The sequence below is a fragment of the Paeniglutamicibacter terrestris genome, assembly GCF_012271785.1.
In the GTDB taxonomy this organism is placed as follows: Bacteria; Actinomycetota; Actinomycetes; order Actinomycetales; family Micrococcaceae; genus Paeniglutamicibacter; species Paeniglutamicibacter terrestris.
In genome coordinates, this window is the sequence record NZ_JAAWVT010000001.1 from 906,820 (window position 1) to 931,828 (window position 25,009).

The 25,009-nt window shown below is 57.1% G+C and carries 11 protein-coding genes and 2 pseudogenes; 5 read left to right on the forward strand and 8 right to left on the reverse strand.

Annotated features, from left to right (window positions below):
* Positions 1-31 precede the first annotated feature (31 nt).
* The 5 genes and pseudogenes from HED64_RS04060 to HED64_RS04075 all read right to left on the reverse strand — a co-directional run bounded on the left by HED64_RS04060 (position 32) and on the right by HED64_RS04075 (position 18,693).
* Complete coding sequence (locus tag HED64_RS04060) at positions 32-2,890, reverse strand: helicase-related protein (protein WP_168150776.1); 2,859 nt, start codon at positions 2,888-2,890, stop codon at positions 32-34.
* A gap of 298 nt (positions 2,891-3,188) precedes the next feature.
* The gene (locus tag HED64_RS04065) at positions 3,189-9,791 is read right to left on the reverse strand and encodes a DUF4011 domain-containing protein (protein ID WP_168150777.1); all 6,603 of its coding nucleotides are present in this window, start codon (positions 9,789-9,791) and stop codon (positions 3,189-3,191) included.
* 183 nt (positions 9,792-9,974) lie between these two features.
* On the reverse strand, positions 9,975-15,614 hold the full coding sequence (locus HED64_RS04070) for a DUF4011 domain-containing protein (RefSeq protein WP_342590648.1): 5,640 nt from the start codon (positions 15,612-15,614) through the stop codon (positions 9,975-9,977).
* A gap of 630 nt (positions 15,615-16,244) precedes the next feature.
* A pseudogene (locus tag HED64_RS20250) lies at positions 16,245-16,556 on the reverse strand (Swt1 family HEPN domain-containing protein); the annotation flags it as partial.
* A 220-nt stretch (positions 16,557-16,776) separates the two neighbouring features.
* A complete protein-coding gene (locus HED64_RS04075) occupies positions 16,777-18,693 on the reverse strand; it encodes a hypothetical protein (RefSeq protein ID WP_168150779.1) in 1,917 nt (638 codons plus the stop codon).
* Positions 18,694-19,101: 408 nt separating this feature from the next.
* Between HED64_RS04075 and HED64_RS04080 the strand changes: the two genes are divergently transcribed.
* The 5 genes from HED64_RS04080 (at position 19,102) to HED64_RS04100 (ending at position 23,038) form a co-directional block, all read left to right on the forward strand.
* Complete coding sequence (locus HED64_RS04080) at positions 19,102-19,590, forward strand: hypothetical protein (protein WP_168150780.1); 489 nt, start codon at positions 19,102-19,104, stop codon at positions 19,588-19,590.
* Between the two features lie 35 nt (positions 19,591-19,625).
* A complete protein-coding gene (locus HED64_RS04085) occupies positions 19,626-20,156 on the forward strand; it encodes a hypothetical protein (RefSeq protein ID WP_168150781.1) in 531 nt (176 codons plus the stop codon).
* Positions 20,157-20,488: 332 nt separating this feature from the next.
* Complete coding sequence (locus tag HED64_RS04090) at positions 20,489-21,436, forward strand: restriction endonuclease (RefSeq protein WP_168150782.1); 948 nt, start codon at positions 20,489-20,491, stop codon at positions 21,434-21,436.
* 59 nt (positions 21,437-21,495) lie between these two features.
* Positions 21,496-22,230 (forward strand): 8-oxoguanine DNA glycosylase OGG fold protein, encoded by a 735-nt coding sequence (locus HED64_RS04095; protein ID WP_342590649.1) that lies wholly within the window; start codon positions 21,496-21,498, stop codon positions 22,228-22,230.
* A 136-nt stretch (positions 22,231-22,366) separates the two neighbouring features.
* Complete coding sequence (locus tag HED64_RS04100) at positions 22,367-23,038, forward strand: hypothetical protein (protein ID WP_168150784.1); 672 nt, start codon at positions 22,367-22,369, stop codon at positions 23,036-23,038.
* An 18-nt stretch (positions 23,039-23,056) separates the two neighbouring features.
* On the opposite strand, the gene HED64_RS19770 is transcribed toward HED64_RS04100, so the two are convergent.
* The 3 genes and pseudogenes from HED64_RS19770 to HED64_RS04110 all read right to left on the reverse strand — a co-directional run bounded on the left by HED64_RS19770 (position 23,057) and on the right by HED64_RS04110 (position 24,982).
* Positions 23,057-23,329 carry a hypothetical protein gene (locus tag HED64_RS19770; protein ID WP_245325620.1) on the reverse strand — a complete coding sequence of 91 codons (273 nt, stop codon included), beginning with the start codon at positions 23,327-23,329 and terminating at the stop codon, positions 23,057-23,059.
* Between the two features lie 9 nt (positions 23,330-23,338).
* Positions 23,339-23,848, reverse strand: a pseudogene (locus HED64_RS19775) (oxidoreductase); the annotation flags it as partial.
* 102 nt (positions 23,849-23,950) lie between these two features.
* Positions 23,951-24,982: an alcohol dehydrogenase catalytic domain-containing protein gene (locus HED64_RS04110; RefSeq protein WP_168150785.1), complete on the reverse strand. Its 1,032-nt coding sequence runs from the start codon at positions 24,980-24,982 to the stop codon at positions 23,951-23,953.
* Between the last annotated feature and the right edge of the window lie 27 nt (positions 24,983-25,009).

The following is a 25,009-nucleotide window of genomic DNA, read 5'->3' on the forward strand; positions in this document are numbered from 1 at the left end:
ACCGACGATGATCGAGTCAAAGGACGGCATATTAGTTGGTTCCTTCCGAAAGGCCAGCGGCCGGAGTGTTGCGAGGGACGATCACCAGCAGCGGGCGTATCAGCCGCTGCGCGGGCACGAGTGACTCCACGATCTTCTGTTCATCGGACACCCGCTTTCGTTGGGTTTTAACCGAGTTGGTCTGCGCCAGGTCCAGGGATAGCTGTTCCCAACCTTGTGCACGTTGGCGCCAGGTGTCGAGACGTGCATTAGCCGCTTCTTCAGCCGCCGCAAACGTCAGCTCCATGGCTTGGGCACTGCTGTCCACTGCCAGCGGGATCAGTGCTTGCAGACCATTGAGGTCGGCGACGGGGCCGGGGTTGGCGGCCCTGGCGCTAAGGCCGATCTCGGCCAGATGCGCTCCCAAGTCCGGAAGCGGCGTCGGGATCCGGAAGTCCGGATTGGCCGGGTTCGGGAAGTCCACTGTGTAGAAGGCCTTGGAAATCACCTGGCCGCGCTTGTTCATCAGCGTCCCCATGAGCAGTACTTGTGGGGCATCAACTTCACCACGCACGATGAGAACCTGGCTGCGGGATATTTCCGCCAGGGCCCGATCGCTGGCCCAGTCCAGGACCGGGTGCAATGGACCCAGGAAGTGGGCTTCGGGCCACATGCTGTCCTGGGATTCCCGCGCACGGTCTAGCTCCCGCTGACCGGCGTCAATCGATGTGGCGAGCTTGAGCGTCTCCGTGACGTTGCGTTCACCAAGGTAGTCCTGCGGTAGGTGACCGAGCCGGTGTTGGAGGTCCCGCGGAGGCGTCAACTCCGCGATGCTGTGGGCCTTGTGGACCTGCCATCCGATCTTCTTGGCCGGATCGGCGAAGGCCTGGGTGAGTGCCTCGTCGAGGAAGTCTAGGTCCGATTTGTAGAGGCCAAGGGGCGTCGCGACGGGGACCCCGACGGCGGTCAGCTCCGTTGCTTCCGTTTCCACGTCGAATTCGTTGAACCAGGCGTCCAAGCCTTCGACCTCGTCTGGTTCGTGGACGACTTCCTCGAATTTCTTCTGGCCAAGCAATACCTCACGGATGGCATCTTCTTCCTGGGACACTGAATGCTTGCCCATGAGCGAAGCGACGTCCTGAAGTACGGAATGAGCTTCGTTCTCACGTTCCATGAGCCTGGCGATGACCTTGAGGTCACCGGAGAATTGTGAGTCGTTTGGATCCAGCAGGAGCGTGGTGATCTGCGGGCTGTGCTTCTGCCCGTAACGGTCAATACGACCGTTACGCTGCTCGATGCGGATCAGGCTCCACGGGATATCGAAGTGAATGAGGTGGTGGCACTGGGAATGCAGGTTCACACCTTCTGAAGCAACGTCGCCGGTCACCAAGACACGCAACTCGGAGTTACCGCGCTTGAATTTATCGACGATGTCTTGTTGCTCGACATCACTAAGACCACCATGCAACATCTCGATGTTCTCGGCCTTGAGCCCGAGTGCCTTTGGGAGACTCTCTTTGAGCCATTTGAGGGTGGCCACACGCTCGGCGAAGACAACCGCGCGCATCGGTGACGACTTCTTCACCCCGATGCTCTTCAAGTAAGCAACGAGCTCGTTGTACTTCGCTGATTCGCCAGTGTTCGAGGCTTCGGCAAGACGCTGCAGCCCTTTGAGGGCTTCGACCTCTCGGGCCTCCGAGGCTAGGTTCCCATCCAGCTTCTTCAGTCGTTCCTTGACGGTTTCCGCTAGCGCGGCAGGGCTGGAGAGGAAGGCCTTGGCCAATGTCCAGCCGAAGAGTCCAGGGGTGTTTCCAGAATAGGGCGATGCACCGTGCTCGGGGTAGAGCCAGGTTGCCGAGAGCTCCTGTGCAACGGAGTTTTCCGGTCCGGAGGCAGGGATCAGGCGATTGTCGGGTTCGCTCCGCTCTGCCCAGTCGGCACCAACTTCCTGCGCAACTTCGGGGCTGTGCCTGTGGCGGCGAATGATCAGACGTTCAACGTCCTTGGCCTCGAAGGAACCATCCGGGCGGACCACCGTGGGATCAAGCAAACGCAGGAGCTCTGCGAACGAATCGTTCTTGCCGTTGTGCGGAGTGGCAGATGCAAGGATGAGAGCTTCCGTGTTGGGAGCCAAGAGACGAGCAAGCTCGTTATTTTGCACACCCACGTTGGTGACGTTATGGGCTTCGTCGATGACGACCGCGTCCCAACGCAATTTGCTCAAGTGCGCGCGGTATCGGGCGCTCTTGAGGGTGTCGATCGAGATGATTGCACGCTTGTAGTAGGTGAACGGGTTGCGTGTTGCCGGCAGCTTTTGCCGCACCTTTTGGATGCCTGCAGAATCCAGCCGTACAAACGGAAGCGCGAAGCGGCACCACATCTCATGCTGCATCTGCTCCAGCACGTGGCGGGGCGTGACAATCAAGATTCGCTCGCCGCGTCCGCGCTTGACCAATTCGCTGAGGATCATCCCGATCTCCAGCGTCTTGCCCAGGCCCACTGCGTCCGCGATCAGGATGCGAGGACGGATGTTTTTTGGATCCAGCGCCTTCTGTACTGCCAGGTGCTGGTACCTGAGCTGGTTGGCGAGCATGCCGGTGGATACTGTCAGGTGCTCATCAAATTGCGGGGTCGGTGTCTTGCGCAGCGTGGTCTCCAAAAAGAGCCGCGCCTTGCGGTACCCGGGGCTGTCGTCGGCCACAACAGTGGACATGCGTGGGTCAACGACATGAATCGTGTCGAGGGCCGAATAGAAAGCTGCGGTCGTATCGCGGACCAGCTCCGTCAGGCCTTGAACCCTCACCAGGGTTCCGTCCACCGAAGGTTCGGTCGCTGTTACCAGCCATTCTTCATCCCGAACCCGGACTACGGATCCTGGTGCAATATTCAACCCGACCGCGCTTGCTGGCATGGTTCCCCCATAAATATCTAGCCGATGTACAGAGGCGAAATCTCATGCAATTCCAGCATCGCCCCCCTTATAGATACTAGGCCAGGGGCTGGTTGAACCTTCGACCATTGACTGCATGCCGCGCTAAATGAATCGCGCTATGAGTGAAATTCACTCCAGCCGTATAAGATCACCAGTTCGCCCGTTTCCGTTTGCCCAACTTTGAACCATAAATGCGCCGTAGATACCAGGGCATTCGTTGCAGGAGTGTTCTTCCATCGCGGTGGGGGAATGAGAAGCCGGAGGAGCGGAACCGCATTTACTGCACCAGTTGGTAGAAGCCGTTAGTGAGTCGAATAGATTTCCGCTGTCGTGCGACGTCGAGTCCTTTATCTACCCAAGTTGCACTCCAGCTTGTTGGCAGACGTCTGCCACCAAACTCAAGCGCCGTCGCTCTAAACAGATCATCCCTAGCCATTGGGCCATTGACAGTTAAAATCGCCTCCATTGCATTCGCGATTTCCGTGGGGCTGATCTGGACCAATGACATGTCAGGCCACAAAACCGTACCTGTCCGGTATCCCCGCCACCGGCCAAAGTCGATGCTTTTGGGCCACACAAAACCTTCTGAATCGCGTTTGTATTTGGTACGGTCCAGAAGTCGAACGATCGCTAGCTCGCGCGCCATTGAAACCTTGGACAGACCGAATGCCCGGTTGGCGAGTGTGCCGAGCCGGCTGGAATTGATTGGCCATTCAGCATCGACGATCTCACCGAGCAGCGCACAGGCACGGCCCGCGACTTTTCTACTCGAAAGCTCATCAAGTTCTGCTCGACTACCAGCAATTCTTGGTCGCCATGGTTCGAATGCGCTCACGGCGGCATCTTTTCGCTCGTGCATCTGCTCCTGCACGTTCAGGACGGCATCCGGTCTGGATTCAATACCCTTTGAAGGCCCTCCGCCGGCGAGAAGATCTTCGGAGAAGAGCGGCTCCATTCCGGCGGGAATCCGTCTCTGTTCCCTAGTCAAAGGATGCTGACGGTTCACGTCCACGTCGTCTAGGACTTCGACGCGCTTCTCGACTGGAGACGGCTCGACGGAGACGCCCTCTTCCGACCGCCTCTGTTGAACTTCTTTGCGCCCAACCTCGCGCAATGCGGTAGCTACCTTGGAACGAACCCGGTTGGACACAGCGTTGGCGTTGCTGTGCCAGTCCGGCATCCATATGCGCATGGTAGCGGGCCAGCCTAGAACACCCTCCAGGACCTGTTGAGGAAGTCCGTCCCTGTCTCCGACGGTTTTTCGTTCCGCCCAGTCTTCTCCGTCCAGCAGGATCGCAACGAGCGGCTTGTCCGGTCGTTCAGGTGAAGAAACTACGAGATCAATCTTGAAATTCGATAATCCCACTGACGTCTTAACGAAGAATCCTCGCGCCCGCAATTGCTCCGCAATTTGCTCCCGATGTCGGTCGACCCGGTGGGCGCTCTGTGTATTGCTCGACAATATCTTGGTTCCCTTTTGCGCCACGTCGAGATAGTCACGCAATCTCTTGATACCCACCGATTCGGAGTTCTCGGCACGCAACTGTTCCGGGGCAAAACTCGAAAACACGATCACTTCCTTGCGGGCCCTGGTTACCGCAACATTGAGTCGCCGTTCTCCACCCGCGTGGTTCAACGGCCCAAAGTTCAGGGGCAGGATCCCTTTTTCATCGGGGCTGAAAGCTGTCGAGAAGAAGATGGTGTCGCGTTCGTCGCCCTGCACATTTTCAAGATTCTTGACGAACAGCCCGTTATCACCCTCGAGCGCCGCTTCCAGTCGGCTATTTTCATCGTCCCGGAGCATGCCTTCAATGAGGTCACGCTGCTGGGCGTTGAAGGTGATGACGCCCAAGGACGGCACATCGTTCCGAGACTTTGCAAACCGCAGCTTAACGGCGTTCACGATGGCACGCGCTTCGACGGGGTTGGTGCGCTTGAGCTTGGCGTCGATGCCGGAATCATTGCTCCGGTAGAAGCGTCCGTCCACCTTGACCAAGCTAATACCGTATCCGGCTTCCTGCTCTTCGCCCCCATCAACGCGTGGTGCCGGAAACGTTGTCAGTCGGTTTTCATAGAAGTGTTGGTTACTGAACGCAATGAGCGATTCAGACTGGCTTCGATAGTGACCCGACAACCAAAGCCTGGGGATTCCGGACTGCTCACATTCGCGCAGGATTGATTCCTCGTCCATGACGACCTCATCAAGTCCCTCATTCTCGTCTTGAAGAGAGGACATCGCGACGGATGTCGGTGGCATCTGCTGGCTGTCACCAACGACCACAACAGCCTTTGCTCGTCCCATGGCTCCCAATGCATCCGCCACACGGATTTGTGAAGCTTCGTCGAAAATGACCAAGTCGAACATTCCAGCCTCGGCAGGAAAAAACCGGGCAACGGAGTCGGGACTCACCAAAGTACAGGGCATTACGCGAGTGATTACGTCGGGAAAGGTAACCATCAGCTCTCTGGTGCCCATACCCGCGGGTTTGATCGCCTGCCTCAACAGTTTTGCCCGGCTCTTGTGGTCTGCCGAGGCGATGTTCCTGTTCCGTATGATTGCCTCGGGAATAGTTCTGCGCAATTGCTGGCGCATTTCCTTGGATCGTTGGTTGAAGGCCTGGACCTTCCGTTCGTGATCCACGGGATTGAACCTTTTCAGTTCGGTCGCACCTAGGCGCTCGGCGACCAAGGCATTTGCGAGCCCCTTGTCGAAACCCACTACGGCGTTCTCTAACGGGTAACGCCCGGTGCGCAAGAGATCGGCTGCCTGTTCGAGCCCCGCGTCATGGATCGGCTTCAGTGCATGTTGGAAGGTATTCCAGGCTCGCAGGTCACGTTCACCACTCCAATCGGTGCGCCGTTCCCAGTCGGTCTTGAACCAGCTAGTTGCCAACGGACGTCCCGCTGCCCACACATCTACAGCATCCTGCGTGCCCGGGATCTGCTCGAGAAGGTCCTGCCACTTCGCGGCAAATGCAAGCAAATCATCAGCTGCCCGATGCCGAGCGTTGCTCTTGTCTACGAGTCGATCGACTGGTGCAAGTACTGAGAGCTTCTCAGACTTCTTCAACGCCTGCCAGGTTCTTGAGCTCTCCGTGAGGCTCTCAACTCGTCCTTTCAGATCGCCCAAGTGTTGGGCGTCCAAGGGGCTCCAATCGTCGGGTAGTTCCAATCCGCTGTGTGCGTTGATGTCACGACGCAGGTCTTGGATCTTCCGATGCAACGTCTGTGCCTTGCGCAAGGACACAACAATGGTGGCCTCATCCGTGTGCATCCCCCTCCAGGCATTTCCCAACGATTCGATGACCGCGCGCACGTTCTTTTTGCGGCCGATCCCCATGAAACCGCTCTGGACTGCCGTTTCAGCGTCTGAGACGAGCCTGTCGAGATCAAGGTCAAGGATCTCGTGTGTAAAGATTTCATACATGGGGGAAGACATACCCAGGATTTCTTCGAAGCGCAATAGGTATGAATGCGTTTTTTCCTGCCAGTTCGGAATCGAAACTTTGTCCAGTAACCGAATCGGCACTCCGGCGCGCAAGACTTTGGCAATCAACCGGAAGTTCCCCGGAGTGACACTTAATTCGACGATTTGAACGACATCAGGGTCTGAAACGCTGGAGACGATGTCTTCCAGTGATTTGGAATAGGCTTCGGCAGCCTTGAAAATCCCTGAGAGCGAGCTGTCGGGAACGGACGTGCCAAGGAAGCCCCAGGGGTGTCTTACAGCCGGTTTTGCAGGCGCCGCGGTCGTGGCGAGATCGTCTAGCTGCTGGCGCAGCCGTTGAACACTTTGTGCGCCACGCTGCCGAACGAATTGTTCAGGGATCGGCAACGCCACAACCGTATCGTTGATAGCTAGTTGCTGCGTCCGCGCGCTGTACAGCGAAAAACCAAGGGAATTCGGTTCGTGGAGTTTCTTGGCATACGTAGCCAGTTCACTCCGAACCTGTTGCAGTTGCTCCGGAAGCCCCGCGTCGATTCCTGCAGTGCCTTCTCCCTTGTGTTCCAGGGCGACCCTTATTTGTCGTCGTACGTGCGAAATCCTGGCATGCTTGTCGTGAAGATCCAGCGTGTATTTGTCGAGTCCGGCGGCTTCCAATCTACGCTTGACGACGTCGAGAGCTGCCCGCTTTTCTGCCACGAAGAGAACACTTTTACCTTGCGCCATGGCGACGGCAATCATATTGGTGATGGTCTGCGACTTACCGGTTCCTGGAGGGCCCTCCAGAATAAAGGTTTCACCATTCACAGCTCGAGAGATCGCCGTCAGCTGCGTCGAGTCTGCCGGCAGCGGGCAATTTTCCGCCAGCACATCAAGATCGACGATTTGCTGCTTCAATCGATTGCGCCGATCACCGGCGAAAGGTCTGGCTTTTCCCTGCATCAGGTGGCTGACCACCGTGTTTCTAGATATCTGCGTCCAGTGTTCGTCGAGGTCCTTCCACATTCTAAATTTCGCAAACTGCAGATTGGCCAGGTCTACGGTTCGTTCAATCTCAAATTGCACTCCAGCCGCACTCAGTTTTCCACGGAATACGGCAAAAAAGCCCTCGATGTCAAAGCCCTCGGAGCCTGTTGAGGCTTCCGTCAACTCACGCGTCTCGATGCCAAACTCCAACCGGAGCTTTTCCATGAGACATAGATTCGGTTGCACGGTGCCCGCAGAGTCAATTTCTATCTTGAATTGCTCATCGCTCGACGTCGACAAGGCAGCCGGAACCAGTATCAATGGCGATACATACGTGCTCGAGCCCAAGATCCATCGCAAGGTCCCAACCGCCAAGAACAGGCTATTCGCCCCGGCCTCTTGAGCTTCTGATTGGGCAGCCCCCTGAATGCTGCGCAGCTGTCGGACGTACTTTTCTTCGGCCAGTGGCACTTGTATCCGTCGCGCATTAACCAGTGACTGTCTGCGCCTGGCGTGCGGTTGAGAAACGGTTACACACTTTTCAGCAGTCGAGCCAGAATCGAGTTGATCTGACGGAACCAACGCAAATGGTTTGTCGTTCTCCAAGAGTTCAATGAAGTCAGCCAAGGCATCGCCCGGGACAGCCAATGGGAATCTCGCACGCGGAGCGAAATTGAGGAGTTTGTTTCGAAATGTCAGGTCAAGTAATTGTTTCTTCCATTGCTCCACCCGTGATGCCTGACCGACGCCTCCTACGGCCCGCGCTGTACCCAATCGCGAAGCCGTCTTGGCAAGTGTGGGCATCTTAATGGGAGCGTTGTTGAAGGCCACGGTGATTTGCGGTTTGCCTAGCAAGTTCTGTTGCATCGACGTGTAACTGGCTACTCGATTCGCGTTTCGACCATTCGCCACCACCCCTGCCGCGGGGAATATGCCAGCCAGTCGCGCCGCCTGAAGATCCAAGACAACCCTGGTGTCTTGGGGTTGCGTCTGCGATCCGGCCGTCGCGATCTCCCAGCGGACCTGAGCGGCACCGTCCATGATTGAGGCTCTGGCACTCGACGTCATTCCCACTGGATCAATGATTCTCAGGGAGTCGTTGTGCATTTTTGCCAATGCCTCGCTGAAATCGAAACCTGAAGCCAATCGTAAACGACTTGTGTTTCGGAAATAACCCACAAATACTCGACTGGAATCCAGGAAGAGAGCGGAATTAATTCCAGCGGCCTCAAGAGCGGCGGCCAGAGTGAGGACTATGTCCATCCGGGTCCCCCGACGTCCAACGAGAACGTCCGTCGGGGTCCCCATGGGGATTCCCTCCGACGGCGTACCACTCCAGGATGGACTTGAATCGATCAAGCTGATGTCAGTCCGCGCGACCGACTCGTAAATGCACTCCACGATCCGGTCGACTCGTTCGGCAGCGCTTTTTGCATCCACGGCGGAGTAGAAATCGAAAATCGATGAATTTGTCTGTTGCGTGAATATGGCATTCGCAGACTCCAACAACTTTTGAATTTCCGGATCCTGCGGCAGAACGAACGCAGCCAGGCTCTCCGCACCGATAGTGTCGCTCGCCCCTTGCCACCGGGATGGAGCGAGAGTCTGGACCGATTGCCGCGATTCCGCGACCACCAATGATCCATGCCTGAGTTGTACAACCAACTGGCCGTCTAAGCTTGGAGCCATATCGTCGAGTTCTCTGGGATCAAATTCGATGGCAAACCCGTCCACCCGAGTTACACCGTATTCCACCTGGATAACGCGTTCGAGGGGCTCCGATATCATTCGCCCACCTGCAACGTAGCTGATGCCCAGAGTTGCGGAACCCGACCATTCAAGGCTTCGAATTTCCACGCACTCGACCATGTGCTTCGCGCTAAATTTGTTTTCCGAGCTCCTGAGAGTTTCTGGAGTCAGGACGTTGCTGGCATGAATGTCAATCCGAATTGAGGACGGATCTGGCGGCGTACCGAGCCCAGCCACCCCGAGGTCATTTATTCCGGGCGTTCTTTCAAACGACTCATTCGAGGTAATTGCCGACCTGACGGCTTCCTCGGCGATCAACGTCCGCAGCTCCGACGCCGCATTTTTCAAGTTGAAGCTCAGCAGCAGGTCCCCCAGCTGTTCACAAAGAACATCGACGTCGGAAGCATCCATCAAGTTGTAAGAACCATTCCAGCCCCGCAGCATGGCTCCGACAGATTCGATTCTTCTTAGCTGGCCACCGGACACTTCGAAGATCTGACCGTATCCAGGCACCTCCAGGGAGAAAAGGGCGAGCAGACCGTGAACATCGTATAGCTCTGTCGGTTGACTCGACCATTCTTCGTCAGACAAGAGCGCTTCAGAGAGCTCATGCCACTCGGCGGAGTGCCGATCCCCCGTGAGGTACTCGCCGACATGCTCGCTCAGGGCTCCGGCAGCCAAGGCCATTACCGATTCAACTAATGTGGTTTCTTCCGACATTTCCCTACCCAAAACTTCTTATCATGTACCGGCCGGTCTTCGGCTGCAAGCTTCATTGACCGGCGGATTCCAACCAAGGCAGACTTGGCAAACTCTCCGTTCGAGGGCTTATCCCCGGGCACCCGGCACAAGATTGCCGTCCCCCATTTTTGGAGGACGGCAACCTTGTGCCGGGGCTTGAACTCAACCCGGAAGGATTTGGCCGTTAACCGTCCTCAGGCGGCCCTCCCGAACGGCTAGCTCCAGACCCTGTTGCAGCCACGTGGAAATACCCGTGGTGAAACGCTTGTAGCCGAAGAAGGCCATCGTTTCCCTCTTGAGGCCCTCGCTATCAAGGCCGGCATTTTTCGCGACCAGCTCACACATCGCATTCGAAACTTCTCGCGGGCTGACGTCAGTCACGGCCAACCCATTGTCCGCGAAACCGGTCCGGCAACCCATCCACTCGACTTGTTCAATAGACATCGGCCAGACGAATCCATCGGTGTCCACAACGTATGTCGAACGGTCCAAGCAAACGACCATTGCTTGTTCACGTGCAGCCAAGACCTTAGAAAGCCCATACGAGCCATTGGCCAATTTCGACAGCCGCTTCACAGGCAGAGGCCACTCCGCGGCAGCAATTTCGCTCAGCAGCTCCGAAGCTTTCATTCGTGCACGGCGGGTTTCAAGTTCGTCGAGTTCGTCAAGGGTACCCACATTTCGCTGATTCCATGCGCTGTGGGGACGTACCTTTGCCTCTATGGCCGGAGCCAAGTCCTCGACCTCCACCACCGCGGTATTCGATCTGAATCCACCCGAGCCCAGCTGAATGGGTTCTTCCAGCAAAGTGTCCGGGTCGGTCACAACGATAGTTCCCGCCGGATCGATATCAATCGATGGTTCAACCGGTTCGGTGTCGATCCTCTGTGGCGCTGGCTGGTCGACTTCTTCCACGACGCCCGCTTCGGATTCACCACCGGCCCCATGGAGCTGGCTTTCGGCCTCTTCTTCTTGCTCTCGTTGCAATTCCGCGGCTGTTCGTTCCTTGTCGGCACGCTGGACTTCTTGGGTGACGCGTTCCAGGACCGCAGCACAATCCTGTAGCCAGGCAGGCAGCCAAATTCTCACCACGGACCGCCAACCCAGAAGGTTGCGCAGGACTTCCTCCGGAAGGCCGTCACGGTCCCCTACCGTCTTACGTTCTGCCCACGGCTCGTTGTCCAAAAGAATAGCCACTAGTGGCTCCCCAGGACGCTCCTTGGTCGAGAGCGTAAGGTCGATCTTGAACTCCGAAAGCCCCACGTTAGTTTCAACGATATGGTCCTGGTCCTGGAGCTGCCCGGCGATCTGGTCCCGATAGCGGTCTTCCGCCAGCGCTCGGCGCGATCCGTCGTTGAGGATCCGTGTACCCTGGGCAGCAAGATCAAGATAAGCACGCAAATGCTTGATGCCGATAGACGTCGAGTTCTCGGCTCGCAAGTCTTCGGGGTTGAAACTGGAGAACACGATGACCTGGCGCCGGGCCCGCGTCACGGCGACATTAAGTCGCCTTTCGCCGCCGGAGTTGTTGAGCGGACCGAAGTTCAATGGCAGCTTTCCGGCCTCATTGACACTGAACGCTGTCGAGAACAGAATCACGTCGCGTTCGTCCCCCTGGACATTCTCAAGGTTCTTTACGAACAGGCCCTCTCCGTCAGTGTCCAATGCTTCCGTTAGCCGGTCATCGGCAAGGTCCCGAATGAGGCCTTCGATGTAGTTTCTTTGTTGGACGTTGAACGTCACGACTCCGATGGAGGGGTTCTCCCCCGGCGACTTGTCGAATCGACGTTTTACTTCCGCCACGATTGCCTCGGCCTCAATCGGATTGGTCCGCAACAGAGCCCCGGCACCTGAGCGATGGAACTTTCCGTCTACGCGCACGAGGCTAATGCCATAACCGCTCTTTCCTGCCCCGGATTGGCCATTGCGGGGTGCAGGGAAGGACGAGAGTTTGCCCTCGTAGTATTGCTGGTTGCTGAAGGCAATCAGTGACTCGTCTTGTGAGCGGTAGTGCCAGGAGAGCCACTGTCTCGGTACGCGGGCCTGGACGCATTCACTGAGGATGGACTCTTCATCAGCTATTACGGGAACATCGTCGTCCGCGGATTCCGTGTCGAACGCAGTGCCGCCGAACGACGTGGGCGGCATTTGCTTGCTGTCCCCCACCACCACCGCGGAATTGGCGCGACCCAGGGTGCCAATCGCATCTGCCACACTTATTTGTGAGGCCTCATCGAAAACCACCACGTCAAACTGTCCCGCACGCGGTGGGAAGAACCTTGACGCGGAATCCGGGCTCACCAATACGCACGGCATGATGGTAGTGATCAGGTCCCCGTAGTTGGTCATGAGTTGGCGCACCGTTTGGCCGCCGCTGCGGCGATTGAGCTGCCGCTGCAATTCGCCCATCCGGATGTCTGCCTTGCGCAGCAATGGAGCTCGACGCTCTGAGATTTGGGCCGGTAGTGCGCTGACCAAGTGGCCGCGAATATCCTTCGATGCAGTCGTGAACCGGGAAATGTTCCGAAGGTGCGCGCTTTCGCTGAAATCATCCAGGGCGCTGGCACCCAAGCGCTCACGCAATGCTGCCTCTCCAGTTCCCCGCATGAATCCGCGCAAGGCGTCCTCTGCCGGGTATTCCCCCTTCAGGAGGGCCTCACGGGCACCGAACAATCCGTGTTCCCGGAGGATCTCCAAGGCCGAAATGAACGCCACCCACCGGTTGAGTCCCCGAAGCGCCACACCGGCGACTTCGCGTTCGGCACGTGTCGCAGCGAAACGGTCCAGGAAGCCCTGCTCGCCAGCCCAAGTCTGTGTTCCGTTTGCATTGCCGGGAAGCAACGTGTTGAGATCCTCCCAAGCAGTGGCTATCGCGGAGAGTTCCTTTGCTACATGTTGTGCGTCCTGCAGCGGTTCCGCGAGAACAGCGCGCAGGACCTCAAGCTGCGTGGTGGTAGCTTCTTTCGATGCACCGCGGGGAAGCGTTGACGCCAGCTCCGTGAGTTCAGCACGGCGTACAGCAAGGCTTTCAAGGTCGTGGACATTGAATGGGTTCCATGCGGCGTGCAGTTCGATTCCTGCGACTTCATTGAGCCCGGCGACGAGCTCAGCACACTTGGCTCTGGCCTCCGACAGACCGCCGACAATGGATACGAGGTTTTTGACGTCCTCTTCGCTGCCACGCCAGGCATCACCAAAGTGCTCTGCGATTACCTGCAGTCGTCGTTTGTTGCGCCCGAGCCCAAAGAATCCTGAGGATTCCACTTCGGCGGCGGCATCACGGGCGACGGTGTGGTCGACGAGCAACACGCTTGGATCCACCGTCACAGGAATCCACGCCATGGTCCCGACCAAGTTTGCGGCTCCGGCTTGCAGGGCATCGAGTCGCCGGTTCCAGCCGTCGCTACATACCTCATCCAAGATGGCCACCGGCATCTGTGCACCGATCAAGTGGGCGGAAAGACGGAGCTGATGCGGCTCTGTGGCGGATGACAGTAGCTTGCCCGCGGATTCGTTTCCCAGCAGGTACTGGGCATTGGACAGCGTAGAACCAAGGACGACATTTGCCTGCAGAACGGCGGTCTGGGCATCCATGTCCACCGGCGCATCGATGAATCCCCAGGGATGGTGTTTCTGGGGGTGGGCAAACTCCGCAGTCTCCAGCAATTCGCTCATGGCATCACGGACTGCGGAAATGACGGCAATATCCGTTTCCGATGCGAAGCGTTCAGTCACGGGTAGCGCAGGAATATCGTCATCAACGACGAGGATGCTGTTGTTGGCACTATAGGCGGAGTAACCGGCGGCGTTCTCCTCGTGTACTTGCGAGGCGTAGAAAGCTAGCTTTCGCCTGGCTGCGCGCAGATCGCTCTTTACCAGTTGCATGCCTTGATCGTCTGCGAAAACGAGATGATCGATGGAATCCTTGATCTGCTTGCGCACCGCGTTTGGTCTTGATCCCTTGTCATGAAGATCAAGCGCGTAGGCCCCAAGCCCGACGTCGTTGAGACGTTTGCGGACCACTTCCAGGGCCGCCCGCTTTTCGGCAACAAAGAGTACCTTTTTCCCGGATGACATGGCGTGCGCCAACAAATTGGTAATGGTCTGCGACTTTCCGGTTCCCGGAGGGCCTTCCAACACAAATGTCCGCCCGCGTTCGGCCGATGCCACAGCTTCAAGCTGGGAGGCGTCCGCGGCTACCGGCAGACGGGATGCCAGGTCGTCGAGATCCGTAGCTTCATCAAGTTCGTCGCTGCTGACTGGATCGGCAAACCCGCTCGTTGGCGTCTCCACAAGGTGCTTGACCAGCGGGGCCTTGAGAAAGGTACTCCAGTTTTCGTCAAGGTCCTTCCACATGCGGAACTTCGCAAATTGAAGGATTGCAAGATCAATCGTCTGTTCCACGTGGAACGGCAAATCCGCAGCCATGATCGCCTGGGTGACCGCGGCGAACGTCTTTTCAAGATCAATTCCCGAGGAGTCCAGCTCCGGGTTCTCAAAGGCAGGAATGCTCAGGCTGAATTGTTCACGCAGCTTCTCGGCGAGGCAATAGTTCGGAGTCGAGGTACCCGATTCATCACGAACCACTCGGAAATGCCCACCTCGGCCGGCCGGCTGCAGGGACACCGGAATCAAGATCAGTGGAGATCTGAGTTCCTTGCCGTCCATAGACCACGACAGCGTTCCCATGGCCAGGTACATGTTGTTTGCCCCGCTCTGGTCCACGATGGTCTTGGCGTCAGCGGCCATCTTTCGGAGCTTGGTCTTGTAGGTCGCGGCTGAAACCTGGGTGAAAGCTTGGCCTTTGGAAAGCAGCATTTCCACTCGGCGTTCGATCGGCAGCAAGCCGCCGGTCTTGTAACGTTCCAGATCCACCGCGCCGATGGCATCTCCCGGCAACAACTCAATGGCTTTGCCATCGTTGATGAGGTCTTCGCAGCCAGCCACGGCGCTGTCAGGGATCGCGAGAGGGAAACGGGCGCCAGGAGTAAAGTTCAAAAGCCTGTTGCGCAGCGAGAGGTCCAGCAGCCCGTTTTTCCACTGAACCACCCGAGGCGGAACAACATCACCTGTGCCCGTAGGTGCCGCAATCGGGCGTGCCGATTTTTCCTTGAAAAAATCTGCCAGCGTCTGCGAAGCGGCAGGGCGGTATTCCACCACCGTGACATCGCCGGATTCCCCCAGGCTTCGTACAGGCAGCGGGAAAATACCACTGCGGCGAGCTTGCATGACATCAATGACAAACTCCAGTGCCGCCGCGGCTTCCGTGCCTTGGGCGTGCTTGCGCTTGGTCCCGTCGGATGCAGCCTCAATGGTTGCTCGCTTCTCGTTGGTCAGGGCAGTGGTTTCAACGATGCGCAGGATATCCGCATTGACCATATTGAAAAGGGTTCCGGCTGCTTCGCCGTCGAGGCTCGTGCTTGGCAACGGTCGATCTCCAAATCGCCAATAGGCGATAAAGGCGTGTCCCGGGACAAGCCACAGGGTGGTGTTGATGTCTATCTGCTCCAGAACGGCAGCGAACAGGACCGAAGTATCTAGACATGTTCCGAAACGCTCGTTCAGGACTTCTTCTGCGGACCTGACATGCTGGCCGCCCAGATGCGCTAGTTCCCAACTTGCAGGAGGGTTGCTATACCTGATTTCGCGGCTGCTGAGAACTTCGAATACCGCTTCAACGATCGCATCGACACGCTGTGGGCCAGCTTGATGGCCGTCCAGCGCAGAATCGCCAGTGCGGTCAAGCAGCAAGTCACTGGTGTCGGACAGAATCTTGGAGATTTGTGGATGTTGGGGCTGCACGAAAGCGGCCAAGAGCTCTGCATCTGCTTGTGTCCCGGCTCCAGACCAATGCGTTCCAGGTAGGAGGTCTACGGGGGAAGCGGATACCGCAAGTTCTTCATCCCCCTTCCGGACTCGAACAACGAGTTTGCCCCTCCGCCTGGAATCAATCTTGGAGAAGACTTCCGGGTCCAATTCAAGTTCGAAATCATGAAGCGGCGTCTTACCAGGAATAAGATCCATGCGACGTTCAGCGATGGTAGAAACTGCTGTGCCATCGCTCGTAAGCGACGCATCCACCAGGACAGAAATCGGCGCAGCACCCGTGTAGTCAAGTTCAACACGGTCAAGAATTGGGAAGCGCGCTTGCACCGTTGCGTAGTTAATGGAAGTGCTGTGCGAAACCGTCAGCGCAATGTTACTCGTTTTTCCCTCCATGGACAGGACAATTTCAGAGGGGTCATGTTGACTCGTTGTGGAACTTGCAGGTGTTGCGATACCAGCAGGCATCGTCGTACCAAGTTCCGGAACCTGAATGGGATCAGTAGGTCCAGCACTTCCTGATTCTCCAGCTTGAAGAGCCGAAGCTCGTGACTCTTGGATAAGCCCCACGATCGCGGCAGCCGCATCTGCAAGGTCAAGGGACTTCAGAAGTCGAAGGCAAGTATCCAATGCGCGGAACAAATCGGCAGCATCGAAATCGCCCCCGTGCGCCCACGCATTCCGTAAGTCACGGAGTTCGCCAACTAGACGCTGTTGGGGGCGGGACAAGTCAAACAGGTGGCCACGGCTGCCGAACGGTGTTGTAATGATCCGAAGCTGTGCCGCAAGGTCTGTCTTCTTTATGGGGTAGGCCGGTCTGCCGTTGTTCGCATCGTGAGCAGCGAGCAACCTGGTCCAATCATCGGTTGCGATGCGGCCTTCGAGGTACGTCTCTATGTAGCCGCCCAATGCCTCTGACATGACCTCGACGGCTGATCCGACAAAACTCCGACTGGACCTCAATATTCCATCCCCCAAAAACGTAGCGACCCCACGGCAAGTGAGCCTTAGTAACCTTCTTTGAATCTAATGCACCGGGCCTACAACACCTGACAGCAACCGCTATTTCCATGGCAGAACTTTGCCCGCGTACAGGCTGTTGGAAGTCGCCAGGCCCGTACACCCCCAGCTTGAGTACCGTCTAGTTGCTTTGTGTGTTGGTTAGGTGGGCACCTACATAGCCGATGTAGACCTTGCCACTTCCTTGAACATCATCGAAATAGTGCATCCTTGCGCTGCCCATTCCCGCTCGAGTGAGCCGGAAGTGAGCTTTCATGGCTACGCTCCCCTCGGGAGCAACATTTCTCGGCACTTTGAACATGCGCTCATTTCCCCATCTATCCATGGTCACCTTTGATTCACTCATCGCGTGTTTATCAGCACCGATCGATGCCCGTCCATCCTGATGGTTCCGCAAATAGTCGTCCACTGTCCCCGTGAAGCTACCAGCAAGTTTTAGCCTTGCGTAGCGATCCAACGCCCAGCACACATGAATCAAGTTGAATGCTGCTCGGCCCAGCTGGTCCCGATTGTCCACGTAATCAGCATGGTCGTAGCTGCCCGTGAACACCACCGCGGACGCAGGATCGAGATTCTCCAATACTTCGCGACAAGACTCCGGACGTTGCCAATCTTCGTCGACCGGTGCCAAGTCATTGGCGCTTGCGTGGTCGTCAGCCTCCCGAAGTTTCTCGCGCAGCCAACGAATCTCGGATTGATGTTTCTGGATGTCTTCTTGGTATTCGGCTTGCTCGAATTCCATGTCGACAAGGACGTCGGCGCGCTGCCTGGCGTCGTCCTCCAACTGCTCAATTTGGACCAGCTGCGTTTCAATCAGCTCGGCTGCCTCGTCGTTTAGCGCTTCGGAAGCAGATGTCAGCTTGCTTGCGGCATCACGAATCGATTGCTCGTTCAGGTTCTGGATCCCCAAGACGATCCGAACGAGATCCAACTGGCTCTGAATATCCGTAAGTGCTGGGTCCGGCTGAGGCGTTGAAGTAGTCGGAGGCTTGTCAACGTTCTCGGTCTTCGGACTGACAACATCCGGTTCTCTGGTGTGCGGTACCGGGCTCTTGACTACAGACGGTGGCGCTTCGTCGGTAACTGCAGCGGGCAGCGCCACAGACTTGGATTGTTCAATTCCATCGATGAGTCGACGCGTAGCAGCGCGAGTAAAGGCTCGTCGGGCATGCAGTAGCTCCAAGGGTTCAGCCCGCGTCGCCGCATGCTTTCGAGCTGCCTGGCCCAAAAACTTGGAAACCTTGGCGGGATGTTGCCGGCCCAACCTATCCGTCTTGAGATAACGGTGGCGTACGGAGTCGACCGGGCTCTCATGGTCGACTCCGGGAAAGTATGTCCTCAGATTCCACGGGCCAACGCCGTAGTGGCCAACCCGGGATCCGAGCTCCAGGGTTGCTTCCGGTGTCAATGCGATGGTTTGCGCCAGCCCATACACTTCTCGTGCCCATTTGGGAAGTACATTCACAAACGGATCAAAGAGCGCTTGCTCTTCCTTCCGGCTGCCGGCGACAAACACCAGACCGTGCCGATCAGAGTCCTCAAGCAACTTCACCAGGTCGCCGACCTTGTCGACATCCCAGACCTTTGGCTCGTCAATGAGTTGAAGTGAGGCGTCGAAGAGGTCGAGCCTGCGCATCAACGCCTTTGCAATGCGGGGCACGCTTACGAATTGGCCTGAACTGCTTCGGACTGAAATATTGATCCAGCCCTCCGACGACGTGTATATCTCTGTCGTGAATCGCCCGGTCTTTGTTTCTTCAATTAGGCGACACAACAAGAGTTCATGATTGCCGTCTTGTAGGAGCTCCACGGAAGCCTTGCTGCTCCCGCCCCCTACAGGCTTGGGCGAATCGGGCGTCTCAATGCCTTTCGTGCCCAACCAAAGGATGAATTCTTCCCGTACGGCCGGGATGCAGGCTTCCGGCACAGAAGCCCGCGAGAAGGATTGGTAATCTTGTGTTCCTGTCACTGAACCCGGACGGTCCGTTGTTGCTGTCATCGTTCCGCCCACCGGATCAATCCCCTTTGTGTTCTGCATGCACGTGATCAAACTTTAGCGTTATGTTGATCTTTTCATGGGTGTGTTGCAGTTGAACCTTATGAGTCCATCGATTTCCAAAACTTCGTTGAGAAATCGTCCGGCGCCTTAGATTCCGGGTCAAATCCAAGCGCGACGCCTTCTTGCCGTCACCGAAAAGTTTGTTGGATGGGTTTCCACAAGCTTCATTTGCGGGAAGTCTGTCTAACTTCTTTTCCGGGCTCGTCACGAAGTCAATATCTTGCCAACAGTGAGGGCCGACTTGCAGAATCGGGGCAACCTGCGCTGTTGGACGGTTCGCTTCGCCGACTTTTCGGATGAACGGCGTCGTAGCCAAAATTCGATGAACCAGATAATTCCAACTCGAAAACTTTTCAAACTGTAGGCGGCAATCCATAAAGTGACGATATGACTACTTTGGAGAGCATCTCAACACTTGAACACGGCACGCTGATCGATGCACTGGCATGGAATGCATTGCTTGAAGACCCGCAGCCGGAGCGACCGTTATTTTGGTACGAGTCAATCAATGGCCAGGCCACCGAATGGCAAGAACTACAAGGAATCAGCCATCTGGCACAGCTCATCAACGGTTTACCCGAAGATCAGGATTTCATGGTTGTCCAAGATGACGACCCTGAAACCAGATACGCACAATCCATGCGATTGGAAAATGGAAAGTTTACCGTCGAACTCGCAATGTTTTTGCCAAACGGCGCTTTGAACCTTCGCGTCGGCAAAGGTGTGGCTGCCATAAGCGAACCCAACAGACCAGACGAAGTGGCAACGTTATTGCAAGAGCTCAGCCCTGCGGAAGCCGTACAGATTCTCATGAGTTGGGCTTCTGGAAGGGGCCTTCCGGCCGGTTATGCCGGCTCCATCTATTCTTACGTTTAGCAACTACTCCACTCAGCCCGAAGGAGCTAACAGCAATGATGCCGAATCCGAACGCCACGTGGGCAGACGCAAAGAAGGCGTTCAAGTTCCAAAAGTCCATCGGCAACCTTCGTGGTGGTCGCTACATGGGTTTAACCGAAAAAGAGATCATGGCTAAGCCCAGCAAGGAACTGATTCTCGAACGTAAACCCGGATTCAAGAACAGCGACAATTACCTTTCAAGGCCTTTATACATCGCATACTCACCGGATGAGAACGGTATCGATCGTGTTCGAGGGCTCATTTCGTGCGACAAAGTCGATATCTTCTTCAGCGTGAATGGAAAATGGAATTCTTCCACATGCCAAGCCTTCCCAGCCAAAATCCTCGAAGCAGATGTATGTCGCGTCCCTGACAGTCGCCGGAGAAACACGGTCAGCAGTCATAAGATGACGGCAATGTTCGGCCAAGATGAACTAGCACAACTCACGCTCGCTGAGCTAAAGGAAAAACCAGGGCCCCATGATAAAACGTTGAATTCCGTGCAAAGCGTCGCCAAGCTCTTGGCTACGGTGAAACCGCAATAACCCCAACTGAGCCCGATGCCTGACCAGTCATCGTTGGCCCCATTCGAACAGTCTGATGTCTGCAACATCGTAGCTGCGTTCGTTTGTACTACGACGCGTTTCATTGTCATAGGTGAGACCAGGAGTTTACTGTCGATAGAAACGGCGCGAATTGCGATGCTCGAAGCGTGGTAACGAACTTCAATGGAGAGCTTACTTGTGGGTCCCCGGCTCTAGAATGAAAAAATCTCGCAAACAACTGAAGGGCGTGTGAAGTGCGCGTTTGGGGTATTCACAATGACACGTTGACCACTGAACTGGTCGATGAAAGTTTCGTCAGCATTGGATGGGACATGATGGGTGACCTCACCCTGATTTCTGATGGTCGGGAGGGGCTGAAGCGGGCACTTGCAGACAAGGTTTCCGAAGAGGACTACAAAGCGATCCCGGGATGGGCCGGCGTCCTTCTACGGTTTCGTGATGAGATCCAGCCGGGAGACGTGATCGTCGCCCCGTACAAGCCAAATAGCACCATCAATATTGGCGTGGTCTCCGGCAACTACGAATACGTCGCCTCCGAACCCACGCATCGGCATCGGCGCCGCGTGAAATGGAAAAAGGTCGGTTTATCGCGAACCGTGTTCACTCAACCCGCGCTCTACGAGATCGGGTCGGCGCTCACCATGTTTCGTGTTCGCAACCATGACCATGAATTCCTTGCAGCCCTTTCCACTCGGGCCGAGTCCGTCGAAGAAGTGACACAGGTCGTCGAAGAAGTCGCCGCAAAGAATGCGGTCTACGAGGAATCCACCGCGGAACCCCGTGCCTCACGCATTGAGAGGCACACCCGCGATTTCGTGCTCGAGGCACTTCAGGAAAAGATCTCCCATCGCCAGTTCGAGGAGTTCACCGCCGACCTACTGCGTGCACTCGGATACCAAGCCAGGGTCACCCAGTATTCCCAGGACGGCGGCGTGGATGTGATCGCCCACCGTGACCCCCTCGGCGTGGAGCCGCCGTTGATCAAGGTGCAGTGCAAACACACCTCCGGCACGATCGGTGCGCCAGACGTCCAACAGCTTAGCGGCACCCAGGGACCCGGGGACCTCGCCCTCTTCGTCACCCTGGGCGCCTACAGCCGCGAAGCTCTCGCCCTTGAACGCCAACGACCAGGCATCCGCCTGCTAACCGGTGAAGACATAGTCTCGCTCGTACTCGAACACTACGCGCGCCTTCCAGAACGTTGGCGTGCGCTCATCCCATTAACCACACTTTGGGTGGTCGCCGATAGCGCGTTCTGACAACGACGTCCAGAGCGCTCTCCCCGCAACGCCCCAACGAAACCTCCAGGAGCTACTACGTGGCCAGAACCCGCAAGACCGCCGGACAGATCGCAGAGCTCCTCTTCGCCAGCGGCCCCCTCCCCACTGAGGAAGCCGTCCGCTCCCAAGGGTTTAGTTTTTACCCGCGTCATTGGCTCTCGAAATGGGACGGTCCACACATGCCACAGATCCCCCCGATACTCGAAAGCGTAGGGCTGGACGCTCGCGGACGTAAACGGCTCACCCGTGAAGACCTGTTCATTCTCGGGCAAAGAATCAATACTGCCGCCGACGCCATCGAGTTCTATGTTGCTGTTTGCTCATGGGGAGTGGGAAACAAGGCCAGGGATGTATACCGACGTGTCGCCCCCTTAAGGCACCCGGATGCGGGAAAGCGCCTGCTGCGCGGGATCAAGAAACTTCAGGGGCCAGGCGGATCCGCCATCGCGGGGTATGACGCTTTCAGAAGTACAGATACCGCCTATTTGACAGGGCTCGGGCCTGCATTCTTCACCAAGTTGCTCTACTTCGCAGCCAGGGAACCCACAACCGACCACAACGGGCATCCCCTGATCCTGGACCAGAGGATCGCCAAGGCCATTGGGTGGCCCGCCAAGACCTGGTGGAGCACCGCGGAATACGAGGACTACTTGGCCGTGATGGACGAGACCCGTCGCCTATTTGATCCAGTGCCGAGGGCAGATCGTCTTGAATACGCGCTCTTTTCGTCTGCTGCGCAGAAGCTGATAGGCACGGAAAGCACCACCTTATAGGCGAGACTTCCAAAGCGTCGTTCGCATTGGGCCCCGAGGACTGGTTCGGTCAGCCAGGACCTGCGGCCGGGCCAGAGCCGACACAGTCTTCCCCACGAGCAACGCAGGGTGCTACGTCGAAAAAGATAATCAAGAAATGAGTGAGATGGAATCAAGACACTGGTTAAGACCAATAAGTAAAAGCGCAGATGCGCATGCGCTGTCACTACCGGTTGAAGCAGCTTTTTGTACCGCCTTCTACCAGCTCACGGAAATGCGCACCGCATGGCACGATACGCGATCTCACCTGTATAGGGGTACGGGAAGCTTGTTTGAACTTCCGGATGAGGCCGAGGAAGCGATCACAATACTGAAGAAGAGTGGAACTTATTTCAACGTCTCCGAGACGATTGGAATTGAGGTGCTCTCTGGTGACAACTATTTGATCTTCACTCACATCAATACTTCGAGCCCCTTCAAACGCTGGACCGAACCTGCGGAATGGGGACGACTCAACAGGTCGCCGACTTTGGGGGAAATCTATGCCGCATTCCAGCCATCCGAGCGAGAACGCGGTCATAGTGGGTGGCCCGAAAGCATACAAGCGCCAGATCTGATCATCGGAATCGGCAAATCTCAGTCCGGGCATTTCGATTGGCCCATGCCAACGGAAAGGGCGATGAACAACTTTTCAAGTAAGGGCGTCCTGCCAGGCCACGCGGATGATGGATTCGAATACCTGAAAGCGGTGGATACTACGTTTGCCCACACTCACAGCCTGGTTTCGGCTGTACTGAGTCTCAACGAGACCACCGCCAAACACAAATAAGAACTTCCGCTAGTTCTGTCAAAACGGGTAGTCGGTATATCCGGCCGCTCCCCCGGTGCAGAGGGTGGAGGCATCGGGTTTATTCAGCGGCAGGCCCTCTTGCCAACGGTGCACCAGGTCGTGGTTGGCGATGGCCGGATGGCCCACCACTACGGCCTCGCCCCAATCCTTGGCGGCAACCGCCACCGAATCGTCCAATGTGGTGATGCTCCGGAAACCGGTGTTCAGCAGGACTGGTCCACCGAACCTAGAACGCAGATCCTGGACGATTTCCCCCGGCCGGGTCGGCATGCAGGATGCTCAGCGCCGCCAGACCAAGCGGTGCGATCCCGTCGATGAGTGCCGAGTAAGTGGCGGCAACATCGGCCGGATCAGTTTCCAGTGCACCCTGAACGTTGTGCTGCGGCGAAATGCGCAGGCCCGCCTTCCCGCACCAATGGCTGCAGCCACGGCGGTGACAACCTCGATGACCAAGTGCGCCCGAATTTCCGGGGACCCACCGTAGGCGTCGGTGCAGGTTTTTGCGTTGGAGGCTAGGAATTCGTGCAGCAGGTAGCCGTTGGCGCCTTGCGGTTCAACGCCGTCAAAGCCGGCGGCCATCGCATTGCGGAATCCGCTCACGAACTCCTCGACGATGCTCGGCAGCTCATACGTCCCGAGGGCGTACGGGACGGGGTAGGCGTGCTTGTCAGTGTCGGTCCTGGAAACGCCGTCCACAGCGATGGTCCTCGGTGCCACGATCTGTCCCTGCCCGGTGGTCTCGGGGAGGGTGACACGGCCAGCATGCATCACCTGCGCGACGATGAGACCTTCCTCGGCGTGCGGGACTAAGGAGCACTGTTGTTCCGAAGGCGGGCATTAGGGAACTCAGAACATATGATGCCCCCGTGCAAAACGAGGGGCCGTCGGCATTTACATCTCGAAATCGCCGACCCTGATCAAAACCTTCGAGGACGCGGCCGAATCCAGGGCCATGGCGAAGGCTTTCTCGGCTTCGGCCATCAAGTAGTCATGGCTGATAACCTTCCCCAGGAACGGGTGCTCAGCCAACAACTCAACGGCTTCATCCAGCTCCGTTTCAAAACGCTGCGAACCAAACACCGTTAACTCGCGCAGACCCAGCTCCGAGAGCGAGATCGACACCTTTTCCTTGGGCAAGATCCCCAACTGAACCGCCGTGCCGCCACGACGGGTCGCATCCAACACGGTCTGCAGGCTCGCAGCGGCACCGGCCGCTTCCACGCTCACGTCATAGCCGAGTGCTTCAGGACCTTCGCCTTGCAGGATGTTGAAGGTCTCGTCAACACCCATGGAACGAGCCACTTCCAGAGCGCGAGGCTGCAAATCGGCAATTGCCACCGATACCGCACCTCGAATCTTCAAGATTGCCGCTGCCAGCAGGCCGATCGGCCCGGCACCACTGACGAAGCAACGAGCGCCCTCTATGCGACCTGCAGCTCGGTCGATTCCGTGCAAGGCAATCGCCAGAGGTTCGGCCAGAGCGGCAGTGCGCAGGTCCAAGCCTTCGGGCAATCGGCGCAGCTGTCGCGACTGGACGTTCAACACCTCAGCCAAGCCACCATGGGTGTGCGGCGTAGTGCTCGCACTTCCCAGGTAGGTGCCCCCTTGGATCAGGTGCATACCGGCCGGTTCGGCACCTGGTTCAGGGCAGGGACTTGCCGGGTGGATCGCCACGGCATCCCCGATGCTCCAGCCGGTGACGCCCTCGCCGAGCTCGCGTACTTTTCCGACCACTTCATGGCCCAGGACCAACGGTTCCTTAACCTCGAAGGAGCCATTGCTGCCGTGTTGCCAATAGTGAAGGTCGGAGCCGCAGATCCCGCCATAGGCGATATCCACGGCCACCTCCCCTGGGCCAAGAGGGGATTCCTGCACGTCTTCCACGCGCAGATCTTTGGGTCCGTGCACCACTACTGCCTTCACTACAACTCCTTAGTTGATGTCTATCTA